This window comes from Streptomyces sp. NPDC043853 (genome assembly GCF_056436025.1).
The window spans coordinates 287641-310572 of the sequence record NZ_JBWKDJ010000004.1; the positions used below are offsets into that span (position 1 = coordinate 287641).

18 protein-coding genes and 1 pseudogene are annotated in these 22932 nt (G+C 71.4%); 11 read left to right on the plus strand and 8 right to left on the minus strand.

Annotated elements, in window-relative coordinates:
- The 3 genes and pseudogenes from AC067U_RS13525 to rfbA form a co-directional block, all read right to left on the minus strand.
- Positions 1–565 (minus strand): annotated as a pseudogene (locus AC067U_RS13525) (collagen-like protein); the annotation flags it as partial.
- A gap of 258 nt (positions 566–823) precedes the next feature.
- Positions 824–1426, minus strand: coding sequence for a dTDP-4-dehydrorhamnose 3,5-epimerase (gene rfbC, locus AC067U_RS13530; protein ID WP_478830109.1), 603 nt, complete (start codon positions 1424–1426; stop codon positions 824–826).
- 17 nt (positions 1427–1443) lie between these two features.
- Positions 1444–2316, minus strand: coding sequence for a glucose-1-phosphate thymidylyltransferase RfbA (rfbA, locus tag AC067U_RS13535; protein WP_478829818.1), 873 nt, complete (start codon positions 2314–2316; stop codon positions 1444–1446).
- Between the two features lie 65 nt (positions 2317–2381).
- Between rfbA and rfbB the strand changes: the two genes are divergently transcribed.
- Together rfbB and rfbD are read left to right on the plus strand one after the other, a co-directional pair.
- A complete protein-coding gene (rfbB, locus tag AC067U_RS13540) occupies positions 2382–3356 on the plus strand; it encodes a dTDP-glucose 4,6-dehydratase (protein WP_478829819.1) in 975 nt (324 codons plus the stop codon).
- Positions 3353–4276: a dTDP-4-dehydrorhamnose reductase gene (rfbD, locus tag AC067U_RS13545; RefSeq protein WP_478829820.1), complete on the plus strand. Its 924-nt coding sequence runs from the start codon at positions 3353–3355 to the stop codon at positions 4274–4276. The genes rfbB and rfbD overlap by 4 nt, the downstream gene beginning before the upstream one ends.
- A gap of 96 nt (positions 4277–4372) precedes the next feature.
- Here rfbD and AC067U_RS13550 read toward each other — a convergent pair whose 3' ends face one another.
- Both AC067U_RS13550 and AC067U_RS13555 read right to left on the minus strand, forming a co-directional pair.
- The gene (locus tag AC067U_RS13550; protein WP_478829821.1) at positions 4373–4579 is read right to left on the minus strand and encodes a hypothetical protein; all 207 of its coding nucleotides are present in this window, start codon (positions 4577–4579) and stop codon (positions 4373–4375) included.
- A gap of 122 nt (positions 4580–4701) precedes the next feature.
- Positions 4702–5352 (minus strand): hypothetical protein, encoded by a 651-nt coding sequence (locus AC067U_RS13555; protein WP_478829822.1) that lies wholly within the window; start codon positions 5350–5352, stop codon positions 4702–4704.
- A gap of 353 nt (positions 5353–5705) precedes the next feature.
- Between AC067U_RS13555 and AC067U_RS13560 the strand changes: the two genes are divergently transcribed.
- The 5 genes from AC067U_RS13560 (at position 5706) to AC067U_RS13580 (ending at position 12739) form a co-directional block, all read left to right on the plus strand.
- Complete coding sequence (locus AC067U_RS13560) at positions 5706–6947, plus strand: CapA family protein (RefSeq protein ID WP_478830110.1); 1242 nt, start codon at positions 5706–5708, stop codon at positions 6945–6947.
- Between the two features lie 158 nt (positions 6948–7105).
- Positions 7106–9421: a HAMP domain-containing protein gene (locus AC067U_RS13565; RefSeq protein WP_478830111.1), complete on the plus strand. Its 2316-nt coding sequence runs from the start codon at positions 7106–7108 to the stop codon at positions 9419–9421.
- Between the two features lie 5 nt (positions 9422–9426).
- Entirely contained in the window at positions 9427–11157 is a 1731-nt protein-coding gene (gene pgsB / locus AC067U_RS13570) for a poly-gamma-glutamate synthase PgsB (protein WP_478829823.1), read from the plus strand.
- Positions 11154–11636, plus strand: a complete 483-nt coding sequence (locus tag AC067U_RS13575; RefSeq protein WP_478829824.1) for a poly-gamma-glutamate biosynthesis protein PgsC/CapC — start codon at positions 11154–11156, stop codon at positions 11634–11636. The genes pgsB and AC067U_RS13575 overlap by 4 nt, the downstream gene beginning before the upstream one ends.
- Before the next feature lie 32 nt (positions 11637–11668).
- Positions 11669–12739, plus strand: a complete 1071-nt coding sequence (locus tag AC067U_RS13580) for a C40 family peptidase (RefSeq protein ID WP_478829825.1) — start codon at positions 11669–11671, stop codon at positions 12737–12739.
- Between the two features lie 33 nt (positions 12740–12772).
- Here the strand turns inward: AC067U_RS13580 and AC067U_RS13585 are convergent, their stop codons facing one another.
- Positions 12773–14662 carry an MFS transporter gene (locus tag AC067U_RS13585; RefSeq protein ID WP_478829826.1) on the minus strand — a complete coding sequence of 630 codons (1890 nt, stop codon included), beginning with the start codon at positions 14660–14662 and terminating at the stop codon, positions 12773–12775.
- Positions 14663–14771: 109 nt separating this feature from the next.
- Entirely contained in the window at positions 14772–17876 is a 3105-nt protein-coding gene (locus AC067U_RS13590; protein WP_478829827.1) for a D-alanyl-D-alanine carboxypeptidase family protein, read from the minus strand.
- Between the two features lie 160 nt (positions 17877–18036).
- Between AC067U_RS13590 and AC067U_RS13595 the strand changes: the two genes are divergently transcribed.
- The 3 genes from AC067U_RS13595 to AC067U_RS13605 all read left to right on the plus strand — a co-directional run bounded on the left by AC067U_RS13595 (position 18037) and on the right by AC067U_RS13605 (position 20413).
- On the plus strand, positions 18037–18774 hold the full coding sequence (locus AC067U_RS13595; protein ID WP_478829828.1) for a GOLPH3/VPS74 family protein: 738 nt from the start codon (positions 18037–18039) through the stop codon (positions 18772–18774).
- Between the two features lie 292 nt (positions 18775–19066).
- Positions 19067–19948: a helix-turn-helix domain-containing protein gene (locus AC067U_RS13600; protein ID WP_478829829.1), complete on the plus strand. Its 882-nt coding sequence runs from the start codon at positions 19067–19069 to the stop codon at positions 19946–19948.
- Positions 19949–20200: 252 nt separating this feature from the next.
- Complete coding sequence (locus tag AC067U_RS13605; RefSeq protein ID WP_478829830.1) at positions 20201–20413, plus strand: DUF397 domain-containing protein; 213 nt, start codon at positions 20201–20203, stop codon at positions 20411–20413.
- 151 nt (positions 20414–20564) lie between these two features.
- Here AC067U_RS13605 and AC067U_RS13610 read toward each other — a convergent pair whose 3' ends face one another.
- Positions 20565–21425 carry a hypothetical protein gene (locus tag AC067U_RS13610; RefSeq protein ID WP_478829831.1) on the minus strand — a complete coding sequence of 287 codons (861 nt, stop codon included), beginning with the start codon at positions 21423–21425 and terminating at the stop codon, positions 20565–20567.
- 224 nt (positions 21426–21649) lie between these two features.
- Here AC067U_RS13610 and AC067U_RS13615 point away from each other — a divergent pair, with 224 nt between their 5' ends.
- On the plus strand, positions 21650–22855 hold the full coding sequence (locus AC067U_RS13615) for an FG-GAP-like repeat-containing protein (RefSeq protein ID WP_478829832.1): 1206 nt from the start codon (positions 21650–21652) through the stop codon (positions 22853–22855).
- The last annotated feature ends 77 nt before the right edge of the window (positions 22856–22932 follow it).

A 22932-nucleotide genomic window follows, 5' to 3' on the forward strand; every position in this document is an offset into this window, starting at 1 on the left:
CCTGGTTCCCCTGCTCACCCTGGTTGCCCTGGTTCCCCTGGCCGCCCTGGTTGCCCTGGAAGCCCTGCTCACCCTGGAACCCCTGGCTTCCCTCACCACCCTGGCCCGGCACACCCTGGTTCCCCTGGTTCCCCTGCTCACCCTGGTTGCCCTGGTTCCCCTGGCCGCCCTGGTTGCCCTGGAAGCCCTGCTCACCCTGGAACCCCTGGCTGCCCTCACCGCCCTGGCCCGGCACACCCTGGTTGCCCTGGTTGCCCTGGAAGCCCTGCTCGCCCCGGTCTCCCTGGAAGCCCTGCTCGCCCTGCGGGCCCTGCTCTCCGGGCTTGTGGTGGTGGTCGTCGTGGTCGTCGTCCTCGCACCACGGGTCCCGTGGTCCGCCGCCGCCGCGTTCTCCCGGCTTGCCCTCCCACCAGGCGACCGGACGGAAGTCCTCGCGCATGGCACCGTTCGGGCCCGGAACGCTGAGGGCACAATCAGTGCCGGCCCTCTCGATCGCATCCGCCACCGCGACCGCCGTCGAGGCGAAATTGACGACCAGGCCGAGGGCTCCCGCCGCCGAAAGCATTGCGGCGTTCCTGACCCAGGATCTGCGGAGTGACTCAGGTTTCATCAGTGAACCTTCCTGCGGAACTGGAAGCTGATGCGCAGGCATGACCCGATCTCATGCGTACGCTGGGGTGTACCGCGTGGGCACGGGATCCGCACGGCCGTATGCTGCGCATACGTGCCGCGGCGGTATGGATTTCAGCCCGCAGCGGTCCAATTCGACCCTATAGTCTGCGAATTCCAGATCACGTATGCACAGCCGCGGTCTCGCCGCTTTTCACCGCTCTTCATTCCTTTGGCGCATGCCGGTTTTCGGCGTATCGCAGTACGCGGCGCACGTCTCGTACGAGGGCAGCAGCCCCCGGTCCGCGGCTTCCGCCAGCGACGGCGCCGCCGCGTCCCTCGCGGAGAGCAGCGGGGCGTCGGCGGGCCACTCGATGTCCAGATCGGGGTCGAGGGGGTGGACCGCGTGCTCCCCGGCCGGTCGGTAGGTCGACGAACAGAGGTAGGACACCGTCGCGTCGTCGGTGAGTGCGCAGAAGCCGTGTCCGAGCCCCTCCGCGAGGTACACGGCCCGCCTGTCGGTGTCGTCGAGCAGGACGCCTTCCCAGCGGCCGAAGGTGGGTGAGCCGTTGCGCAGGTCCACGACGACGTCCAGTACGGCCCCGCGGACGCAGGTCACGTACTTGGCCTGGCCGGGCGGTACGTCGGCGAAGTGGATGCCGCGCACCACGCCCTTGGCGGAGACGGAGAGGTTGGCCTGGGCGAGGTGGAAGGGCCGGCCCACCGCCTCCGCCAGGTGGTCGGAGCGGTACCACTCGGTGAACAGTCCGCGTGGGTCTCCGTGCAGCTGTGGGGCGATCTCGTAGGCGCCCGCCATCGTCAGTTCGCGGACCTTCACCGCTCGCCCTCCTCCAGCAGGCCCAGCAGGTACCGGCCGTAGCCGCTGGGAAGCAGGGGCTGGGCGAGTCGCCGCAGCTGGGAGTCGCCGATGAGCCCGGACCGCCAGGCCGTCTCCTCGATGCAGCCGATCTTGTAGCCCTGCCGCTCCTCGATGACCCGGACGAACTCCGAAGCCTGGACCAGGGAGCCGAAGGTGCCGGTGTCCAGCCAGGCCGTGCCGCGGTCCAGGCGGGTGACGTGGAGCTCCCCCATCTCCAGGTAGGCGCGGTTGACCTCGGTGATCTCCAACTCGCCGCGTGCGCTGGGCTTCAGCTCCCGGGCGATCCCCACCGCGCGGTTGTCGTAGAAGTAGAGGCCGGGGACGGCGTATCTGGACTTCGGGCGGTCGGGCTTCTCCTCGATGCTCAGCACCTGGCCCGACCCGTCGAACTCCACCACGCCGTAGGCCGACGGGTCGGCGACGGGGTAGGCGAACACCCTGCCGCCCTTGCCGTCGGTCTGCTGGGCGAGTCTCGTGCCGAGTCCGCTGCCGTGCAGGACGTTGTCGCCCAGGATCAGGGCGACGCTCTCGTCGCCGAGGAAAGGGGCGCCGATGAGCAGGGCCTGGGCGATGCCCTCGGGGCGCTCCTGGACTGCGTATTCGAGGCGGAGTCCCAATTGGTCGCCGTCGCCCAACAGGCGCTCGAACTGCGGCCGATCGCCGGGCGTGGTGACGATGAGGACTTCCGTGATGCCCGCCATCACCAGAGTGGAAAGCGGATAGTAGATCATCGGTTTATCGAAAACCGGCAGCAGTTGTTTGGACACCGATCGGGTGAGCGGCCACAACCGTGATCCGGTGCCACCGGCCAGCACAATTCCTCTCACGGAGGCGAGCGTAGTACGTCGCGGCGCCCGTGCCGCACGCCAATCGCCGCTAGAATTCGCGGACTATGCGCATCCTCGTCACCGGCGGTGCCGGTTTCATCGGCTCGGAATTCGTCCGCTCGACGCTCGCGACGTATCCCGACTGCAGGATTACGGTGCTCGACAGAATCACCTATTCGGGTGTCCTCGAAAACCTCGACGAGGTGGCCGGCCATCCGGGATACGCCTTCACCCTCGGCGACATCTGTGACATCGACGTGGTGGATTCCGTGATGCCGGGCCAAGACGCGGTCGTCCATTTCGCCGCGGAGTCCCATGTCGACCGCTCGATCTCCGGGGCGGTGCCGTTCGTACGGACCAATGTGATGGGCACTCAAATCCTGCTGGACGCCGCGCGGAAGCACGGGGTGGGCCGTTTCGTGCACGTCTCGACGGACGAGGTGTACGGCTCGATCGAAGAGGGCGCCTGGGCGGAGGACGCGCCGCTGAGCCCCAACTCCCCGTACGCCGCGTCCAAGGCCGCCTCGGATCTGCTCGCCCTGGCCTGCCACCGCACGCACGGCATGGACGTGGTGGTGACCCGCTGTTCCAACAACTACGGGCACCACCAGTTCCCGGAGAAGGTCATTCCGCTGTTCATCACCCGGCTGATGGACGGGCGGACGGTCCCGCTCTACGGCGACGGCGGCAACGTCCGCGACTGGCTGCACGTGTCCGACCACTGCCGGGCCATCGGCATGGTGCTCCGCGGCGGCCGGGCCGGCGCGGTCTACCACATCGGGGGCGGTACCGAGATCACCAACAAGGAACTCACCGGCATGCTGCTGGAAGCGACGGGCCGCGGCTGGGAGACGGTCCGTCAGGTACCGGACCGTCCGGGACACGACCGGCGCTACTCCCTCGCCCTCAGCAGGATCGAGCGGGAGCTGGGCTTCCGGCCGGAGGTCCCGTTCGCGGAGGGGCTGGCCGCCACCGTCGCGTGGTACCGCGAGAACCGTGCCTGGTGGGAGCCGCTGCAGGCCCGGGCGGCGCTCTCATGACGCGTTGGCTGGTCACCGGTGCCGGCGGGATGCTCGGCCGCGATGTGCACGCCGCGCTGGCCGGTGCCAGGGTCACGGTTCCGGACCGGGCGGGGCTCGACATCACCGACCGGGAGGCGGTACGCGCCGCGGTGGCCGGCCACGACGTGGTGGTCAACTGCGCGGCCTGGACGGACGTCGACGGCGCCGAAACCGCCGAGGCGGCCGCCACCTCCGTCAACGGAACGGGGGTGCGCAATCTGGCTCTCGCCTGCCGGGAGACCGGCGCCCGGCTGCTGCACGTCTCCACCGACTACGTCCTGCCCGGAGACGGCACCGAGCCGTACCCGGAGTCGGCCCCGACCGGTCCGGTCAACGCGTACGGCCGCAGCAAGCTGGCCGGCGAACGGGCAGTCGTCGATCTCCTGCCCGATACGGGTTACATCGTGCGCACGGCGTGGCTGTACGGCGAGCACGGGCGGAACTTCGTCGCCACCGTGCTCGGCCTGGCCCGTCTGAGGAGCACCGTGGACGTCGTCGACGACCAGCACGGGCAGCCCACCTGGACGCACGATCTGGCTCGGCAGCTGGTGGTGCTCGGACGCTCCGGTCAGGCTCCGCCCGGCGTCTACCACGTGACCGCGGCCGGCCGCACGACCTGGTACGGCCTGGCCCGCGCGGCCTACGAACTCAGCGGACTGGATCCGGACCGCGTACGCCCGACCACAACGGCCGCCTACCCGCGCCCCGCCCGCCGGCCGGCTTTCAGCGTCCTCGGCCAGACCCGCTGGGCCGCGGCAGGTCTGCCCGCACTCCCCGACTGGCGCGAATCACTCGCCGAGGCGCTGCGCCGGCCTGCGTTCTCGGCCCTCGGGGCCCGCCACCCCGGGGTGGCGGCATCTGCGGTGGCGGCATCTGTGCACGGGGGCCGCCGGGCCTGACGTTCGACCGGCCCCACGGCGGGTGTACCGGCAGGGCCGGTCCGAAGAGCCGATCTCCTCGAACCGGAGTCCTCGCGCGCAGGCTCCCGCCCCGGGCTAGCTGAGGCCCCTGGTGCGTTCGCCGATGCGGTCGCCCTGCGGGGTGCCGGCCCGCTTGAGGTCCGCCTTTGTGTGCAGTCCGCCCTTGACCTTGGTCCGGACGGGGCCGTCGAAGCCGTGGTGGCCGGGCGGCAGGGGGGCATGGCGGGTTTCGCCGGCCCCCAGGGCCTCCCGGAGGTCGGGCCTCTTCTGCTCTTGGCTCATCCCGTCGTCACTCCTTCAGGGAAAGCGCCCATCGGGCACCCAATCGCATCCAATCGCATCCAATCGGACTATTTGGGATCCTAGGCAGAGCGCGGCGTATGTGCACCCGGTGGCCCGGCCGGTCAGTCCTTGGCCCACCGCTGGGTGAGCACGCCGATCGCCTCCGCGACCTCGTCGAGCCGCCCGTCCTGGATCCGGTTGCGCCTGCTGACCTCGAGGTGGAGGAAGCCCAGCTTTTCCTCGGCCGCCAGCAGCCCCTGCTCGTTGGACGCCCCGGCCAGGCGGCACTTGCGGGCGTAGGCCCGGCACACGTCGAGCCCCCGCTCGTCCAGCTCGCGGGAGAGCAGCTTGGCCTCGCTCACCGCCCGGTCCCCCGCACCGGTGGAGACGACCGCGTCGTACTCGGGGATGGAGGAGTTCGCGAACCCGTGCAGCTGCACGCCGGGCAGGCGCCGGTTCATCAGCTCGCCGATCACGTCGTGGAAGACCGAGTCGGTGCGGTGGGCCACGTCCGCGGCGCCCCCCTCGACCGCGTTGCGGTGCGCCCCGGCCAGCACCAGGACCCCGCCGGGGGCCCCGCGCAGCACCTGGGCGCCCAGGCGCTCGGTGTTCTGGTCGGCCACGGGGTGCGGCACCTGTACGATCCAGGCGGGCTTGGCCTCCAGGTGGACGTACACCCGGCCCCATCCGCGATTGGCGCCGTCCGAGCGGGCGGCGGCGTCGGCCACCTCGGCGTACTGCCGACCGGTGACGGAATCCTTGATCGATTGCACGCCGAAATCGACCTCTGCCAGCCTGGCCCTCGCCTCCTCCAAGCGGCCGTCCAGCACCAGGGCGACCCCGCCGACCACGGCGCGCCGTTCACGCTCCGTGGGAATGCGGTAGCCACCCCGTTCACCGAAACTCTGCGTGAACTCGGCAATACGCTTTTCTAGATCAACTGCGGCGGCGGCCGTCTCGCGGGACGGTTCCTTCGCCGATCCGCCAGAGGGTTGCGCAGCCGGGAGCATGAAATACACCACAATTCCGGTGAGGACGGCCGCCACCACCAAAATTGCTGAAATCGTTATTCGTCTCGGGGGCGACGAAGGGCGAAAGAAAGTCATGGCCATATAAAACTATCGTGGTGACGACCAGACCCTCACCCCACCGACTCCGCATCGGCATGATCGCGCTCCTGCTGACCGGCGCCCTCACGGGCTGCAGCCTGCTCGGCGGCGGCGCGGACACCGACGGAGACATGGGCAAGGCCGGAGGTTCGGGCGGCCGGTCGTTCACCGTGGCCGCCGCCGGTGACGTCCTCATCCACCCGGAGCTGACCGCCCAGGCCCAACTGGACGCGAAGGCGGCCGGCAAGAAGGACATGGACTTCGGCCCCATCATGGCGGGGATCAAACCGGTCATAAGCAGGGCAGATCTGGCGATATGTCATATGGAGCCGGTGCTCGGCAAGCCCGAGGGACCGTTCCGGAGCTTCCCGGACTTCCTCGCCCCGCCGCAGATCACCACCACCCTCAAGGACATCGGCTACGACACCTGCTCGACGGCCTCCAACCACGCCCTCGACCACGGTGAGGGCGGAGTCCGCAACACCCTGGACGCCCTGGACAAGGCCGGCCTCAAGCACACCGGGTCCGCGCGCGACGCCCAGGAGGGCGGCAAGCCGCTGATCATGGACGTCAAGGGCGTCAAGGTGGCCCAGATCTCCTTCGCGGGCGGGTTCAACGGACGTCAGGTCCCCGCCGACAAGCCCTGGCTGGTCAACAAGACCTCGCTCGACTCCATCTCCGCCGCCGAGAAGGCCGCCCGCGCGGCCGGCGCCGAGGTGGTCATCCTGAGCATCCACTGGGGCAAGGAACACCAGCCCGCGCCCAACTCGCTCCAGCTCAGCCTCGGCAAGAAGATCGCCAAGAAGACCGGCGTGAACCTCGTCATCGGCCACCACGCCCATGTGGTGCAGCCCATGGAGAAGGTCGGCGACACCTGGATCGCGTACGGGCTCGGCAACCAGCTCGCCCGGCACGAGGTGCCCAGCGGACTGTCCGAGGAGGGCGTCATCGGCTGGTTCGAGTTCACCGAGAAGAACGGCAAGTGGGACGTACGGCCCCGCTACGTGCCGACCTTCGTCGAACTCCCGCCGGACCCCGAGCAGACGGCGAACGGGCCGAAGCTCCCCGAGCCCGGCCAGGTCAAGGACCACCGCCTGATCGACCTCGCGGCGGCGCTCAAGGGCTCCGGCAACCAGGGAGAGCTCTCGGACGAGCGGCGCGCCCGCTTCCGCCTCGCCTACGACCGCACCCAGGGCACCCTGCTCAACCGCGGCGCCGGCGCGGACGGCCTGGAGCCGCTCGAACGCATCCCCGACTGACCCGCGGCCCCCGGCCCGGCCTCCTCCCCCGGGCCGGGACCCCGCCGCCCGACCGCCGTCCCCCGCCCCCGCCCTCACCGAGCCCGTACACACCACAGGAGCGCTCCTTGTCCGCGTCGCGCACGAAGCGGCAGCAGAAAGCCCGCCGAAGAGCGGACATGTCGCTGCTCGGCGGCATCCGCCCGCCGATCGCCGCGCTGTCAGCACTGCTGCTCGCCGTCGCCGCCCTCACCGCCCTGCTCGGCAAGGTGGCCACGGCCCCGGTCAGCGAAGCCGTCCGCACCTCCCAGCAGCACTTCGCGGAGGACGGCGCGATCGCCCTGCGCGCCTCGCTCGACGAGTCGATCACCGACCTCTCGCGCACCGCGACCCTCTTCAACGCCGGCCCGCCCGTCACCGCCGACACCGTCCTGGACAAACTGGGCAACGTCTACCAGAAGTGGCGCGGCACGGCGGTCATCGAGATCAACTCCGGCCGGCTGGAGGCCCAGCGCGGCGAGAACCTCCCGCTCACCGTCATCGACCGCGGCAAGCTCGGCGAACCCGGCGGCCTCGCCCCCCGCATGGTCCGGCTGGAGAACGGCGAGACCCGTCTGCTCACCTTCGCCGTCCTGTCCTGGCCGGGACGGCCCCAGATGCTGCTCGTCGCCTCCAGCAGCCTGAAGTTCCCCGGCATCAGCCTCGGCAAGTTCCGGGCCATCGCCGTCGCCGACTCCTCCGGCCAGATCCTCAGCAGTGACGGCCTCGCCAACGACGAACAGATCCAGTCCGACGACGTCAAGGCCGAGACCGAACAGGCCCGCAAGCAGCTCAAGAAGTTCGCCAAGAACGCCGCGAAGAAGACCAAGGCCCATCCGCTGACCACCAAGGAGCCCGGTGGCGGCGGCTTCCTCGGCGTCAGCGGCAGCCTGCTCGGTCCCGGTGAGGACGGCGAACGCGCCGTCGTCGGCTACGCGTCCCTGGCCGGGCCCGAAGCCGGCAAGGGCACCGACGCCACTTCCCTCGGGCTGACCGTCGTCTCCCTCCTCACCGTCACCGAGGAGAGCGGCGCGGCCCTCGACGCGTCCTTCGGCATCGCCGCCGCGGGCGCCCTGCTCCTCGTCGGCCTGCTCGCCGTCGCCCTGCTCATCGGCACCGTCCAGCGGCCCCTGCTCGCCCTCTTCCTGGAGAGCCGCCGGATCAGCCGCGGCGACCTCCGGCGCCCGGTCAACCGCCCCCGCTACGGCGAGGCCGCCCGCATCGGCACCGCTCTGGAGCGGCTTCGCCGGCAGCTGCTCGGCGAGGCCCCCGAGGACCAGGAAGGCCACGACCCGGGCCGCGGCCGCGGCCGGATCGGCGCCCGCGCCCTGGTCGCCGCCTGCGGCGCCCTCCTGCTGCTGTGGTCCGCGCCGCTGGTGCTGCTGCTCAACCGGGCCGGCGAGCACGTCGCCGTACCGCAGTCGATCATCCACGACCAGCGCGAACGCACCGACACGATGGCCGACCGGATCCGCCGCGCCCTCAACGAGGGCCACGCGGACCTCACCTCCGTGGGCCTGCTGATCAGCGAGGGCAGCAGCCCTGCCGACGTGACCACGGTCCTGGAACGCACCCTCACCCAGCACCCGCGCTACGCCTCGCTCTACGTCCTGCGCGCCGACGGCGGCATCACCGCACGGGCGGGCGCCGAGCCGCACCACCCCAGCGGCAAGGGCCCCTCCGCCACCCCGGTGGTGCTGCTCGAATCGGGCAACGAGCCGGTCATCGTCGAATACGCCCCGGCCCCCGGCCTCAAGGGCGCGTACGTCGTCGGCGAGCTCCGCATCGACTTCCTCAACTCGCTGCTCAAGCGGCCGGGCCTGGGCGAGATCCGGGTCCTCGACGAGGAGCAGCGGGTCATCGCCGGCAACAACGGCTACCTGGCCTTCGAGAAGCTGCCGAACGAGAGCCTGCGCGCCCTGGTCTCCGGCGCCAACCAGAAGGTCGGCATGGGCCCGCGCCCCAGCAGCGTGCTGCTGCGCGGCGGCGGCGGCGACGACATCACCGTCGCCGCCGCCGTCCCGATGGCCGGCGGCGGCGCCGCCAAGCCGCTGGCCTGGACGGTGGTGAGCTGGCAGCCCGCCAAGGGCCTGGCCATCCCCGAGTACAACGCGCAGAACCGCACGGTGCTGGCCGGCCTGCTCGGCCTCACGGCCGCGGTGGCCTGCCTCGGCTGGCTGCACATCATCGTGGTCCGGGCCCTGCGGGAACTCACCGCGCGCGCCGAGGCCCTGGCCGACGGCGACCGCCGCACCGTGCTGTTCCCCCGGCACCACGACGAGGTCGGCGCCGTCACCCGGAGCCTGGAGGTCATCCGGCAGCAGCTGGTGGAGCTCCGCAAGCGCGAGGCCGCCGGGCAGCACGGACAGCCCGAGCAGCACGGGCAGCACGGACAGACCGGGCAGCCCGAGCAGACCGCACACGCCGACCGGGCCCACCGGGCCGGAAGGAACTGATCAGCGTGCTCTTCCTCTACATCGTGCTCCTCGTGAGCAGCCTGATCATGCTGGTCGCCGGCGTCGTCGAACAGCGGCGGCACTTCGCCAACCTGAACGAGATACCCACCCGGGTGCTGGTCAACGGCATCCGCGGCAAGAGCTCCATCACCCGCCTGTGTGCGGGGGCGCTGCGCGGCGGCGGGCTGGTGACGGTCGCCAAGACCACCGGCACCGCGGCCCGGTTCATCCACCCCGACGCCACCGAGGAGCCCGTCTACCGCAAGTTCGGCATCGCCAACGTGGTGGAGCAGATCGGCATCGTGCGGCGGGCCGCGGCCTACCGGCCCGACGCGCTGGTGATGGAGTGCATGGCGGTCATGCCGCCGCTGCAGGAGCTCAACCAGGCGAAGCTGATCCAGTCCACGATCGGCGTGCTGTGCAACGTCCGCGAGGACCACGTGGCCGAGATGGGCCCGACCCTCGACGACATCGGCCGCTCGCTGTCCCGCTCGATGCCGCACGGCGGCATCTGCGTCACCGCCGAGAAGGACCGCTTCCACATCCTCCAGGAGGAGGCCGACGCGCGGGACTGCCGGCTCATCTACGCCGACCCGGAGACGGTCAGCGACGAGGAGCTGCGCGGCTTCAGCTGGTTCACGTTCAAGGAGAACGTGGCCATCGCGCTGACCGTGGCCGAACTGCTGGGCATCGACCGGGACACCGCCCTCCAGGGCATGTACGACGCCCCGCCGGACCCCGGTGTGCTGTCCGTGGAGCGGTACGTGGCCCCGGGCGGGAAGCGCGTGCGGTTCGCCAACGTCTTCGCGGCCAACGACCCCGAGTCGACGCTGATGAACATCAACCAGCTGCTCGACCTCGGGGCGATCAGCCGCCCGCTGAACGTGGTCATCAACTGCCGCCCGGACCGCGTCGAGCGCAACGGCCAGATGGGCCAGATCGTGCCCGACCTGCAGCCCGACAAGGTGTTCGTGATCGGCCACCCGGCGAAGAGCGCCATCGACGCCATCCCGGCGCAGTGGCGGGACCGGGCGGTGGACCTCGGCGGCGAGGGCCGGGACGGCGAGGAGTTCATGCACGAGCTGCTGGGCCACCTCGGGCCGGAGTCCTCCCTGGTCGCCATCGGCAACATCCACGGCCAGGGCGAGATCCTGCTGGAGCACCTCGCCGAACTGCCGTCCTTCGAGGAGGACGGCGAACCGGCACCGCCGGCCCCCGCCCGGCCGGCCGCCCCGCAGCCCGCGACGGCCGCGCCGTTCCAGGGCGTTCCCGCACCGCGGCACGACCAGACCGTGCCGCTCTACACCCGCCCGCTGGACCCGTACGCCGAGCTGAGCGCCGCCGAGGAGGCCCGCCGCCGCCAGTACGGACCCCCGCGGATGCCGGAGCAGCGGCCGGGCATCCCGCAGGACTACGCGCACCTGGCCTTCTGGCCGGCCACCCACCAGGAACCGGCGCAACAGCCGCAACGGCAAGTGCAGCCGCAGCAGGCACAACTGCCGCAACTGCCGCCCCGGCCGCAGCCCCAGCCCCACCCCCAGCAGCTGCAGCCGGAGGTGTGGCCCGTCCGGCCGCCGCAGCAGCCGCGACCGCCCGAGCAGCCCCGGGTCCCGCAACCGCCCCGGCCTCCCCAGCAGTACGTGCAGGACGCTCCCCAGCAGTACGTGCGCCCGTACGAGCCGCACCACGACAACCCGCCGGCCCCGCAGTGGCCCAGCTCAGGAGAACCCCGTTGATCCCCGCCGTCCTCACCCCCGAGATCGCCGCGATCGGCATCGCCCTGGGGCTCCTGTTCTCGCTCGTCTGCTACCTGACGACGAACCTGTCCCCCGGCGGCATGATCACACCGGGCTGGCTCGCCCTCACCCTGATCGAGGACCTCCAGCGGGCCGCGATCGTCGTCGGCGTCACCGCGCTCACCTACGTGCTCACCCTCCTCGTCCAGCGCTTCGTGATCCTCTACGGCAAGCGGCTGTTCGCGGCGGTCGTGCTGATCGGCGTCCTGCTCCAGGGCGCCGTGGTGATCGTGCTCCAGATGGAGTTCCCGCTCCTCTACGCGAACCAGACCCTCGGCTTCATCGTGCCGGGCCTGATCGCCTACCAGCTGGTCCGCCAGCCCAAGGGCGCCACCCTGCTGGCGACCGGCTCCGCGACCCTCATGACGTACATCGTGCTGACCGCCGGAATCCTGCTCGGCGTCATGCCGCACGCCTGACCTCCCCGACCTCACGCCTCCGGAAGCGACCGATGACCGCCAAACGCCGTACCCGTCCCGTCCTGCACGCCGTCGTCCTGACCGCGCTCATCGCCGGCAGCGCGTACTTCACCGTCGAGCTGCGCAAGGAGGAGCAGGCCAAGGCGCCGGCCGTGATGTCCGTGACCGACACCCCGAACGGCGGCGGGGCCCAGGGCGGCGACGGCGCGCAGAAGTGGGAACGGCTGAAGAACCCCGAGCGCTCCGTGCTGCGCGACGGCAAGGGCGCGATCCTCGCCACCTTCACCGACGGCGCCCGCACGGCGACGCTGACCGGCCCCAGCCGCACCTTCACCGAGCCCGCCACCACCAAGACCCGGGTGGTGACCACCGACTGGGTGCGGCTGATGCCCGAGGAGTGGCGGCAGGGCGCCGAGCGCGAGCAGTGGTTCAAGGACTGGTTCAAGAAGTACTTCCGCAGCGAGGAGGACGACGTCTTCGCCATGGCCTTCCAGTACGGCGACCAGGCGCCGGTGAAGAAGGACGCGAGCGGGGTCGCCTACGCCGGCGACGCGAGCTTCGGGCCGATCAACCCCAAGGGTTCCGTCGGCAACGACTACCGGCTGGAGGAGTCCGACTTCTACGACTACCTCGGCATCCCGTACACCTTCCGCAACGGCACCACCCAGCAGCCCGAGAAGATCCGCGCCCGGTCGATGGACTGCTCCGGCTTCGTCCGTACCGTCTTCGGCTACCGGGCCCGCTTCCCGCTGATGGCCAACGACACGTCCGGCGACGGACTGCCGCGCACCGCGAACGGCATGGCCCGCTCCAAGACCGGCGTGAACGTGATCCCGCTGAAGGGGGTCGGCGCGGCCGGCCGCCCGTCCTCGATCGACGTGCTGCAGCCCGGCGACCTGCTGTTCTTCAAGCTGGACGCCCGGACCGGGGAGCGCCTGGACCACACCGGCATCTACCTGGGCACCGACACCGACGGCCACAAGATCTTCATCTCCAGCCGTGAGGAGGCCAACGGTCCGACCATCGGTGACAAGGGCGGCACCTCGCGCCTGGACGGCAACGGCTACTACGCGACCACGCTGCGGAGCGCCAAGCGCCTCTAGGGCGTCCCGTGCCCCCTGGCGCCCACGGAGGGCTCAGGGGGTGTCCGGCCGCCTGGGGCCCGGTCGGTCCGGGCCCACCCGGTCCGGCTTCCCCAGCGCCTCCGTGATCAGCTCCTCCGGGCAGGGCGTGCCCCGCGGCAGCTGGTACTTCGCGGCCAGCCGGTACCGTCCGGGCTCCGGCGCCAGCAGCCGGGTCCACACGTCGCCCTCCAGGTCCGGCTCCGCCTTGAAGAGGCAGCCGGCCACGTTCTCGTACTCCTTCTGCGCGTGCGCGCCGAGCGCGGCCTTGGACTCCTCGGTCTCCCGCGGCGGCTCCACCGACTTGCCGTCCTGGCCCACCAGACCCAGCCACGGCGAGTGCGGCACCTTCAGCAGGACCGGGCCGGCCGCCTTCACGTCGATGACGATCTCCCCGGCGGAGGCCCGCACCACCTCGGCCTGGCCGCTCACCAGCTGCGCCGGCTCCAGCACCTTGAACAGCTGCCAGTTCGCGTCGCCCCAGATCTGCTGGAGGTAGGGCAGCCCCTCCCGGACCAGGACGGCCTCGTCCTCACCGCCCGAGTCGGGTTTGTCGGCGGGCAGGACGACGTAGTGCACCGCCCACCGGTCCAGCCAGGTCCGGTAGTTGTCGGCGTCCAGCGTGTCGTCGTAGAAGAGCGGGTTCCGCTCCAGGTCCGCCTGCCGGTTCCAGCCGCGCGCGAGGTTCACGTACGAGGGGAAGGCCGAGGACTCGCGGTGGCTGCTGGCCGGGACCACCTCGACCCGGCCGCGCTCGGCGCCCGCCTTCTGCAACTGGTCGACCAGCGGTGCCAGCTCCCGGTTCCAGGCGGCCATCGGGGTGGTGCGGACGATGTCGGTGATGCTGTTGGTGGTGATCCAGATGTTGACGCCGGCGAACGCGATCAGCACGGCGTACCAGCGCCGGGTGCGCGGGGCCTCGTGGGCGAGGGCGGCGAGCAGCACCGCGCCGCCGAAGAGCATCGCCAGACGGGTCACGTTCGAGCCGACCTGGGAGTCGATCGCCCAGGTCAGGAAGACGCCGAGGGCGTAGACGGCGGCGGCGATCCGGACGGTCTTCCACTTCTTCGGCACGAGGAAGAGGACGGCCAGCCCGGAGGCGAACGGCAGCCAGGCCGAGCCGAACTTCATCGGCTGGGTGCCGGAGAAGGGGAACAGCCAGGCCGAGAGCCCGACCACGGCCACCGGCGCGAGCCCGAGCGCGTACGCCCCCGGGCGGCGCCCGCTCAGGAACAGCGCGGCCGCGATCACCCCGAGGAACAGGCCGGCGACCGGGCTGGACGCCGTCGCCAGCCCGGCCAGCAGCGCGGCCACGGCCGCCTTGGCCCAGCGCCGCCCGGCCCACTTGCGGGGCCAGCAGAACGCGGCGGCGACCGCGCCGAGCGCGAACATCACGCCCAGGCCGAAGGTGACCCGGCCGGACAGCGCGTTGCAGAACAGCCCGTACACGCCGGCCAGCGCGGGCCAGACCGGCTGTCGGACGGCCCCCCGGCAGCGGGTGAGGACCAGCGCGAGCAGGCCCGCGGACACCGTCCCGGCGATCATCAGCGTCGTACGGACGCCGAGCATGTGCATCAGGTACGGCGAGACCACGCTGTACGAGACCGGGTGCATGCCCCCGTACCAGGCGAGGTTGTACGCGGAGTCCGGGTGCCGGCCGACGAACTCGGCCCAGGCGTCCTGGGCCGCGAGGTCGCCGCCGCTGTTGGCGAAGCAGTAGACCCAGAGCACGTGCAGCACGGCGGCGAGCGCGGTGGACACGAGGACGGGGTGGTGACGGACCCACTCCAGGGCGCCGGCCGGGGCCCGCCCGAGGGGACCCCGGCGCGGGGCGTGACCGGGCTCCGGGGCGAGCCCGGTGTCCCGTATGCCGGGACCCTGCTTGTGCTGTTCGACGGTGGTCAACCTGCGCCCTCTCCCACTGCGTCCCGTCCCGGGCACCTGCCCCGAAGACGCGCACCGGCGCCCCGGGGTTGCCCGGGGCGCCGGAGCTGCCCTGTTCCTGTCGCCCGCCTCAGCCGACGCGGGTCAGCTTGCTGCCGAAGCCGGGCGCGGCCAGATCGGTCTTCAGCGCCACCGGCACCTTCACCTGGCTGGCGCCCTCCCCGACGGTCAGCATGCCGACCTCGGTCCCGGCCCTGGCGGACTGCGGCAGCTTGCCGCCGTCGGCCAGCTTGATGGTCACGGTGACGGAGGACCAGCCGACCGCCTCCACGTCCGCGGTGGCGACGACCTCGGTTCGGCCGCCGAGGCCGTCGTCGACGTAACCGACGACCTGCCCCTTCTGGACCACCTTCGCGCCGGTCAGCAGCTTCTGCGTGGCCAGCATCATCTGCTTGCTGGCGCCGATCGCGGTGCCGAGGATCGGCGGCTTGTGCTGGCCGAGGACGGCGCCCACGATCAGCTGGTTGGTCTTGCCCACCTTCTTCTCGGCGGCGAAGAGGAGGTTGCCGCCGGCCTTGGTGGTGGAGCCGGTCTTGATGCCGAGCGAACCGTTGTACGGGACCAGGTCGTTCCAGTTCCGCCACTTCTTGCCGGAGGGGTCGATCCACTCGGGCTTGCTGGTGATCTCGACCAGGGTCGGGATCTCGACGAGCTTCAGGCCGAGTTTGACCTGGTCCTCCGCGGTGCTGACCGTCGTCGCGTCCAGACCCGAGGGGTCCGTGTACGTCGTGTTGGTCATGCCGAGTTCCCTGGCGGTGTCGTTCATCTTCTTGACGAACGCCTCCTGGCTGCCGGCGTCCCAGCGCGCGAGGAGCCGCGCGATGTTGTTGGCCGACGGGAGCATGAGCGCGGCGAGCGCGTCGTACTCCGAGATCTTGTCGCCCGCCTTGACCGTGTTGAGGGTGGACTCGTTGTCCGACTTGTCCTTCTGGCCCTCGGTCTCGGCGGTCTTGTCGATGTTGATCATCGGACCGTGGTCCCCCTTCTTGAGGGGGTGGTCGCGCAGGATGATGTACGCCGTCATCGACTTCGTGACACTGGCGATCGGGACGGGCTTCTGCTCGCCGGAGGAACCGACGGTGCCCAGGCCGGCGGCCGCCATGAAGGACTGGCCCTGGCTCGGGTACGGGAGCGTCGGCTTCTCGCCCTCGAAGGTGTAGCTCGTCCTGGCGGTCATGACCAGCTGCGGCTCGGGCAGCGGCCGGACCAGCTGCACGATGCCGAGGATCACCACGACCAGCAGCACCAGCGGGGTGTAGATCTTGACCCGCCGCACGGTGGTCCGCATCGGGCTGGGCGGCGGGGGCGGGTTGTTGGTGAGCTCGGCGAGCATGTCGAGCGGCGGCCGGGGCGGCAGCGGCTGCTGCGTGGTCCGCTCCGTGCCGTCGCGCAGGAGCGGCGGGGCGGGCGGGGCGGCGGCCGGGGCGGCTGGGGCTGCGGGAGCCTGTGCGGCCGGAGCCGGAGCGGCCGGGGCCGGAGCGGCCGGGGCCTGGCTCTTGGGTGCCTGGGCCGCGGCCCGGTCCCCGGGGTGCACCCCGGGCCCCTTGGGCGCCAGCTTGGGCTGCTGCCCGGCCTGTGCCGGACGCGGCAGGTCCTCGTCGGTCCGCAGCGGTACGAACGTACTGCCGCGCTCGCCGTCGGCCTCGGACCGCGGCGCGGGGGCACCGGTGCCGGTGCCTGCGTCGGTGTCCTTCTGCCGGAACCAGCCGGAGTCCTCGTCGGTGACGGCCGGGGCGGCGGCCGGCCGCACGGCACGGAAGACGGCTGTCTTCTCGCTGTCGCCACCGCCGTCGACCTCGCTGCCACCACTGCCGCCCCGAGCGGAAGCGGAATCCTTGGAGTCGTCGCGCATGCCCTGGCGAACGCGGTCGCCACCCTCGGAGTCACCCCGCCCGCGCTCGGAACCGGAACCGGTTCCGGCGTTCCCGGAGGGCTTCTCGGCGGCAGCCGCCGCCCCGGGCTTCACCGCCCGGAACACCGTGGTCCGCTCCGAGTCCGACTCCTCGCCGGCGCTCTCCGGCTTCTGGGCATCCGCTGCGGAGGCCGCGGAGGCCGCGGCACCGGACGGCTTGGCCGGAGCCCTGCCCGAACCCGAAGCGGAATCCGCCTCGGCGGTCGCGGACGGCTTGACCGCCCGGAACACCGTCGTACGCTCCGGGTCCGCGCCGGAGTCCTTGTCCGGGGTCGGGGCCGCAGCGCGGTCCACGGGCCGCCCGAAGGCGCGGAACACGGCGGTCCGTTCCGAGTCCGGAGCGGCATCGTCCGAGGCGGAAGCGGAAGCGGAAGCGGAGGCAGGGGCCGGATCCGAGGGCACACCGTCCTCGGCGGCCGGGGCCGTCTTATCGGCGGCGGACCGCTCGACCGCGCGGAAGACCGTCGTACGCTCCACGCCCGCATCGGAGTCCGCCGACTCGCCGTCCGAGCCACCGGCCGCGGGCCGCTTGTCGGCCGGGGCCGAAGCGGAAGCATTGTTCTCGCGGGCGGGCCGCTCGAAGGCGCGGAACACGGCGGTGCGTTCCGAGTCCCGAGCGGAATCCGCCGAGGAACCGGCCGAAGCCGAGTCGGCGGCCTCCTTGCGCCCGGCGCCGGCCGGAGCGGGGGCCGCGTCCGCCTTCACGGGCGGCTTGGCGGCACGGAACACGGCCGTGCGCTCCGAGTCCCGGGCGGAATCATCCTGGCGCGCATCCGCGTCGCCCGCCGGCTCGGCCGCGGCGTCGGCCTCGGACTTGGCCCCGGACTCGGACTTGGACTCGGACTTGGCCCCGGCGCCGCCATCGCCATCGCCATCGCCATCGACGCCCGCATCGGCATCGGCATCGGCATCGGCGGAACCGGAGGCGGCCCCGGCCGCGTCCGAACGCTCGTCGGGGTCCGCGGCGGGCGCGGCTCCGGCCGGTTCGGCGTCAGGCTCACCGGTGGCATCAGCATCGGCGTCGGCATCGGTATCGGCCGTCGCCACCCACGCCGCGACCGCGGCACGAAGCGGGTCGTCCGCCGCGTCCGACGCCGCGTCCGACGCCGCATCCGGCTTCGGCTGCGGCTCCGGGTCGCGCGGGCGCAGCACCGACAGGCGGGGGTCGCGCTCGCGCTCCTGCTCCGTGGAGGCCGCCGCGCCCGACGAACCTTGCTCTACCGACTTGTCGGGGGACTCGCCCGCCACCAGTTCCTCCTCCATCGCTGTCCGAACCGTCTACCAGTGTCCCGTCTCGGGGGCATCGCCCCCGTGCTAGACGAGAACGACATGTCTGCCGGTTCCCCCACAAAGAAGACAGGCACTCTCGACAGATGAATGTGAGAGGGGTCACCCTGTCACTCATCCACGCGGGGAGGCATGGATGGGCAGGAGCCGCAGAACAATTCCCGAGGAGCTTCTGCTGCTCGCCTTGGACCCGACCACGGGAACCACGGCGCAGCCGCAATCGCTCGACCTCGGACTGGCCGGAGCACAGCTCGTGGAGCTGGCTCTGGCCGGACGGATAGCCCCTGATGGGGATCGTATCGCCGTGGTGATGCCACGGCCGACAGGAGATCCGACCCTGGACTCCGCACTGGAGCTGCTGCGCCGTCGTGGCAGCCCGGTGAGGGCCGTCCACTGGATCGGCGGGCCCCGCCTGGGGCTCCGCCAGACGTACCTCTCGCATCTGGAGCGGTGCGGCATGGTGCATGCCGTGGCCGGACAGATGTGCGGGGTGCTGCCGACGACTCGCTACCAGGCGACCGACACGGCAATCAGCCGGGAGATCCGCGCCCGGCTCGACAGTGCGATCCGCACCGGTGTACCCCCGGACCCGCGGACCGCGGCGCTCGCCGCCCTGGCCCATGCGGTCGGGCTCGGCAAGCACCTGTACCCCGGCAACGAAGGACGGTCGTCCCGCTCCAGGCTGCGCGACCTGATCCGGCACGACCCCATGGGCGGTCTCGTGGCGCACGCCGTGATGGACGTCCAGAACGGTGTGGCCGCACAGCCGCGCCGGGAACGCGCCGCCGCGCCGGCCGCGCGCGCCACGGCGGCGGGCGTTCCGCTGCAACCCCGCCGGGGCGCCCCGATGGCCCGGGCCGGCGCGGCGCACTGACGCGCCGAAGCACAGCAGCACCGACACACAGCAGCACCCTGAGGATCCGCAACGTCCATGGGAGAGCCGCCGTGTCGCGCGGGGTGGTGAGGGCCGGTACACCGGCCCCACCGCCCCGCGCACCCGTTTCCGCGCCTTCCGTGCCCGAACTGCCGCGCGATCCGGGCAAGATCACCGCGCGATGGCGCATTCCCGCCCGCCAGGGCCGTCTTCGGTGGCAGTCTGCTCACCATCAGATACGCAGAGCTCCCAGAGCAGCGACACAGCAACAGAAGGCGGAGGTGCCGTTTCCGTGGCGTCCAATGTCAATCCCACCGTCCGGCGGCGCCGGCTCGGCATGGAGTTGCGCAAACTCCGTGAGGACAAAGGCATGACGGCCGAGCAGGTCGCCGAGCGCCTGCTGGTCTCCCAGTCCAAGATCAGCCGGCTTGAGAACGGCCGCCGCTCCATCAGCCAACGGGACGTACGCGACTTGTGCGAGGTGTACGAGGTGCAGGACCCACGGGTAGTGGACTCCCTGATGCAGATGGCCAAGGAGTCCCGCCAGCAGGGCTGGTGGCACGCCTTCGGCGACATCCCGTACAGCGTCTACATCGGACTGGAGACCGACGCCGCCAGCCTGCGCGTGTACGAGCCGCAGATGGTCCCGGGGCTGCTGCAGACCGCGGAGTACGCCCAGGCGCTGGTCCGCGGCGCCCTTCCGGAGACCTCGCCGGCGGACATCGACAAGCGGGTGCAGGTCCGCATGCACCGCCAGAAGCGGCTCTCGGACACCGACAACAGCAATCCGGACGTCGGCCCGCTGCGCCTGTGGGCCGTCATCGACGAGGCCGTGCTGCGCCGCCGCGTGGGCGACGCCCAGGTGATGATCCGGCAGCTGGAGCACCTGATAGAGCAGTCGGAGCGGCCGTACGTCACGGTCCAGGTGATGCCCTTCTCGATGGGCGCGCATCCGGGGGTCAACGGCCAGTACGCCATTCTGGAATTCCCGGACGCGTCGGACTCGACCGTGGTCTACATCGAGGGCGTCACGAGCGACCTGTACCTGGAGAAGGCCAACGACGTCCAGAAGTACAGCGTGATGTACGAGCACCTGCGTGCCCAGGCCCACAATGTGGAGCAGACCCGCGAGTTCATCTCCGACATCATCGCCGAATACGCGAACAAGGGCTGACAAGCGCCGACAAGCACAGAGAAGGGAAGAGACGGGCAGAGGCGGGCAGAGAAGGCCGAAAACAGACCACCGGGCAAGGCGGCCGGTACGGTACACCGTCACCGCCCGGCCGCAGAAGACCCCGATGGAATATGCCACCCGGTCGGGTGAATGACCTCTTCACCCGTCAGGTGGTGCCGGTAGCGTCGATCACGCCGGGCCAGACAAAAGGCCGGCAGCAATCGGAACAACTCGCTGAACCGGAGAAGAAACATGGCCATTCGCCTGGGCGCAACGGAAAACTGGATGAAGTCCTCCTACTCCGGCGGAAACGGCGCGTGCGTCGAAGTCAAGTCCCCCGTCACGGAGGCCATCGCGGTCCAGGACTCGAAGGTGCAGAACGGCCCGGCCGTCACCTTCGCGCCCACCTCGTGGACCTCCTTCGTCACCGAGGTCACCTCCGGCCGGCTGGGACGCCTCGTCTGAGCAGCACGACGAGCGCCCCACCCGGCGGGCACCACCGGCACCGTTCGCGGTCCGGTTCGCCAACCGAATCCGAAGAGTCACACCGACAGAGCCCTCTCGACTGGTCCGCCGTCCCGGCCGAGGGGGCTCGGCCTTTGCCCCGGGGCCTCCGTCAGCGGAGCTGGTCGACGTACGTGTTCGTCCCCGGCACGGTCGGGACGAACGGCGCCACCAGCTCCACCCGGCCGCCCGGCCCGGACTCCGCGAGCTCCGTGTCCAGGCCCCGGAAGCGGTCCCAGCAGGTGCGCGGGTCGGCCTCCAGGAACCAGAGCAGCGTCAGCCGGGTGTCGACCCCCTCGACCTGCTTCACGTAGGTCATCCGGTCCCCGGGCAGCGGCGTCGGCCGGAAGACCGTCACCATCGCCGCCGGGCCGCCGGCCAGCCGGCGCGGCAGGCACCGGGAGCGCAGCCACTCCAGCAGCTCCGCCCGCTGCTCCGGCCCGTCCGCGTCGATGACCTGCACGACGAGCCCCTGGTACGGGTGGTCCAGCGCGTGGAAGTCGCGGGGGCCGGCCGCACCGTCCCGGTAGACAGTGGCCTCGTGGTCCTGGAAGGACGTGAAGACGTGCGTCCGGTCCTGGTAGACCCGGGCGTCCCGGTTGAGCCGCTTGTTGATGCCGACGGTCCACTTCATGTGCTCGTCGTAGCGGCCGTCGGTGATCCAGTACGTGGAGATGTAGCACCCGGCGGTGACGGGCTGGGCCACCGCCGACTTCTCCGGGTACCGCAGCTCCTGGAGGTCCCGGGTGGCCACCCAGCGGCGCCCGGCGTACATCCAGGGCATGGCCATCGCCCCGGCGTAGTAGTGGTCGTCCTCGTACCAGCGGTTGTAGGCGTACTCGTGCCCCGGATGCGGCTCGACCATGGTGATCAGCGCGTGACCGGGACGCACGCCGTACGGGCCCACGGCCGCGAGTTCGGCGTAGTCGTCGACGCGGCGCCCGGCCCGGCTCTCCTGCTCTTCGCTCGTCATGGCACCGGTGTAACTGATGCAGCATCAGATGGGGAGGGGTCGGCAGCACTCGGGCACGGGACGGAAACGCGTCACCCGGAGACGAAGACCGAATCCGGATCCCGGCACGGACAATGTGCGGATCCCGCCACAGCCGCGCACCACACGGCCGCGACGGGAACCCACACCGTCCACTCACGCATCCCTCGCCTGTGCCACGCCACCACCGCGAAGGGAACACCACCATGCGCAAGGGACTTCTGCGACGCGGCAGCGCCGTCGCCGCCGGACTCGTACTCACCGCCCTCGGGCTGGCCGCCGCCCCCGCCGCCCAGGCCGGCACGACCTCGTACGACGACTGCCCGGCGGGCTACTTCTGCGCCTGGACCGGGGCGAACGGCACCGGCAGCAGACTGCAGACGAGCCGGGACCTGACCTCGTTCAGCGCGACCTTCGACAACCGGATCCGCTCGTACATCAACCGCACCACTTCGGTGGCCTGCCTCTACTCCGGCCGGGACTTCCGGGTCGAGCCACTCACCGGCACGTACACCGTCGCCCGCCCCGACCTTCCGGCCGACGGGCACTCCGGCGCCACGGAACTGGACAAGAGCTCCCTGAAGTTCGTGCGCACCGCCCGCGAGTGCACCCTCCCCGCCTACCCCGTCTGGCGGGCCACGACGGCTCCGCGGGCATCGGGCTTCGGCGACCTGAACGGCGACCGGAGGGCCGACGTCCTGGTGCGCGACGACGCGGGGCGGCTCTGGTTCCTGCCGGGTGACGGCACCGGCCGCCTGGTGGGTGTCAGCGGCTGGAACGCGCTGGACGCCTTCACCCGGCACGGGGACTTCACCGGGGACGGCCGCGAAGACCTGATCGCGCGCGAGCCCGGCACCGGAAAGCTGTGGCTCTACCCGGGCACCGGCGCGGGCGACTTCCTGGCCCGTCGGCTGATCGGCGGCAGCGGCTGGAACGGCATGTCGCTGCTCACCTCCTTCGGCGACCTCACCCGGGACGGGCGCAACGACCTGGTGGCCCGCGAGACCGCCACCGGACGGCTCTGGCTCTACCCGGGCACCGCTGCCGGCGGCCTCGCCCCGCGCATCCTCATCGGGGGCAGCGGCTGGGGCGCGATGAACGCCCTGGTGGGCGCGGGGGACCTGACCGGCGACGGCCGCCCCGACCTGCTGGCCCGGGAGGCCGCCACCGACCGGCTGTGGCTCTACCCGGGCGGGTCCTCGGCACTCTCGCCGCGCCGGTCGATCGGCACCGGCTGGAACGCCATGAGCGGCTTCGTCGCGAACGGCGACAGCTCGGGCGACGGCCGGAACGACCTGGTGACGACCCTGCCCGACGGCCGCCTGCTGCTGCACGCGGGACGCGGCGACGGCACGTTCACCTCCGCCGTCATCCGCGACCGCCAGTGGTTCGGCCTCAACGGCGCCTTCTAGCGGAGGAGTCCGGAGTGCGGACAAGTAGTTGGCGGATACACGTTCCTTCACTAGGGTGTCCGCCAACCACACCGTTC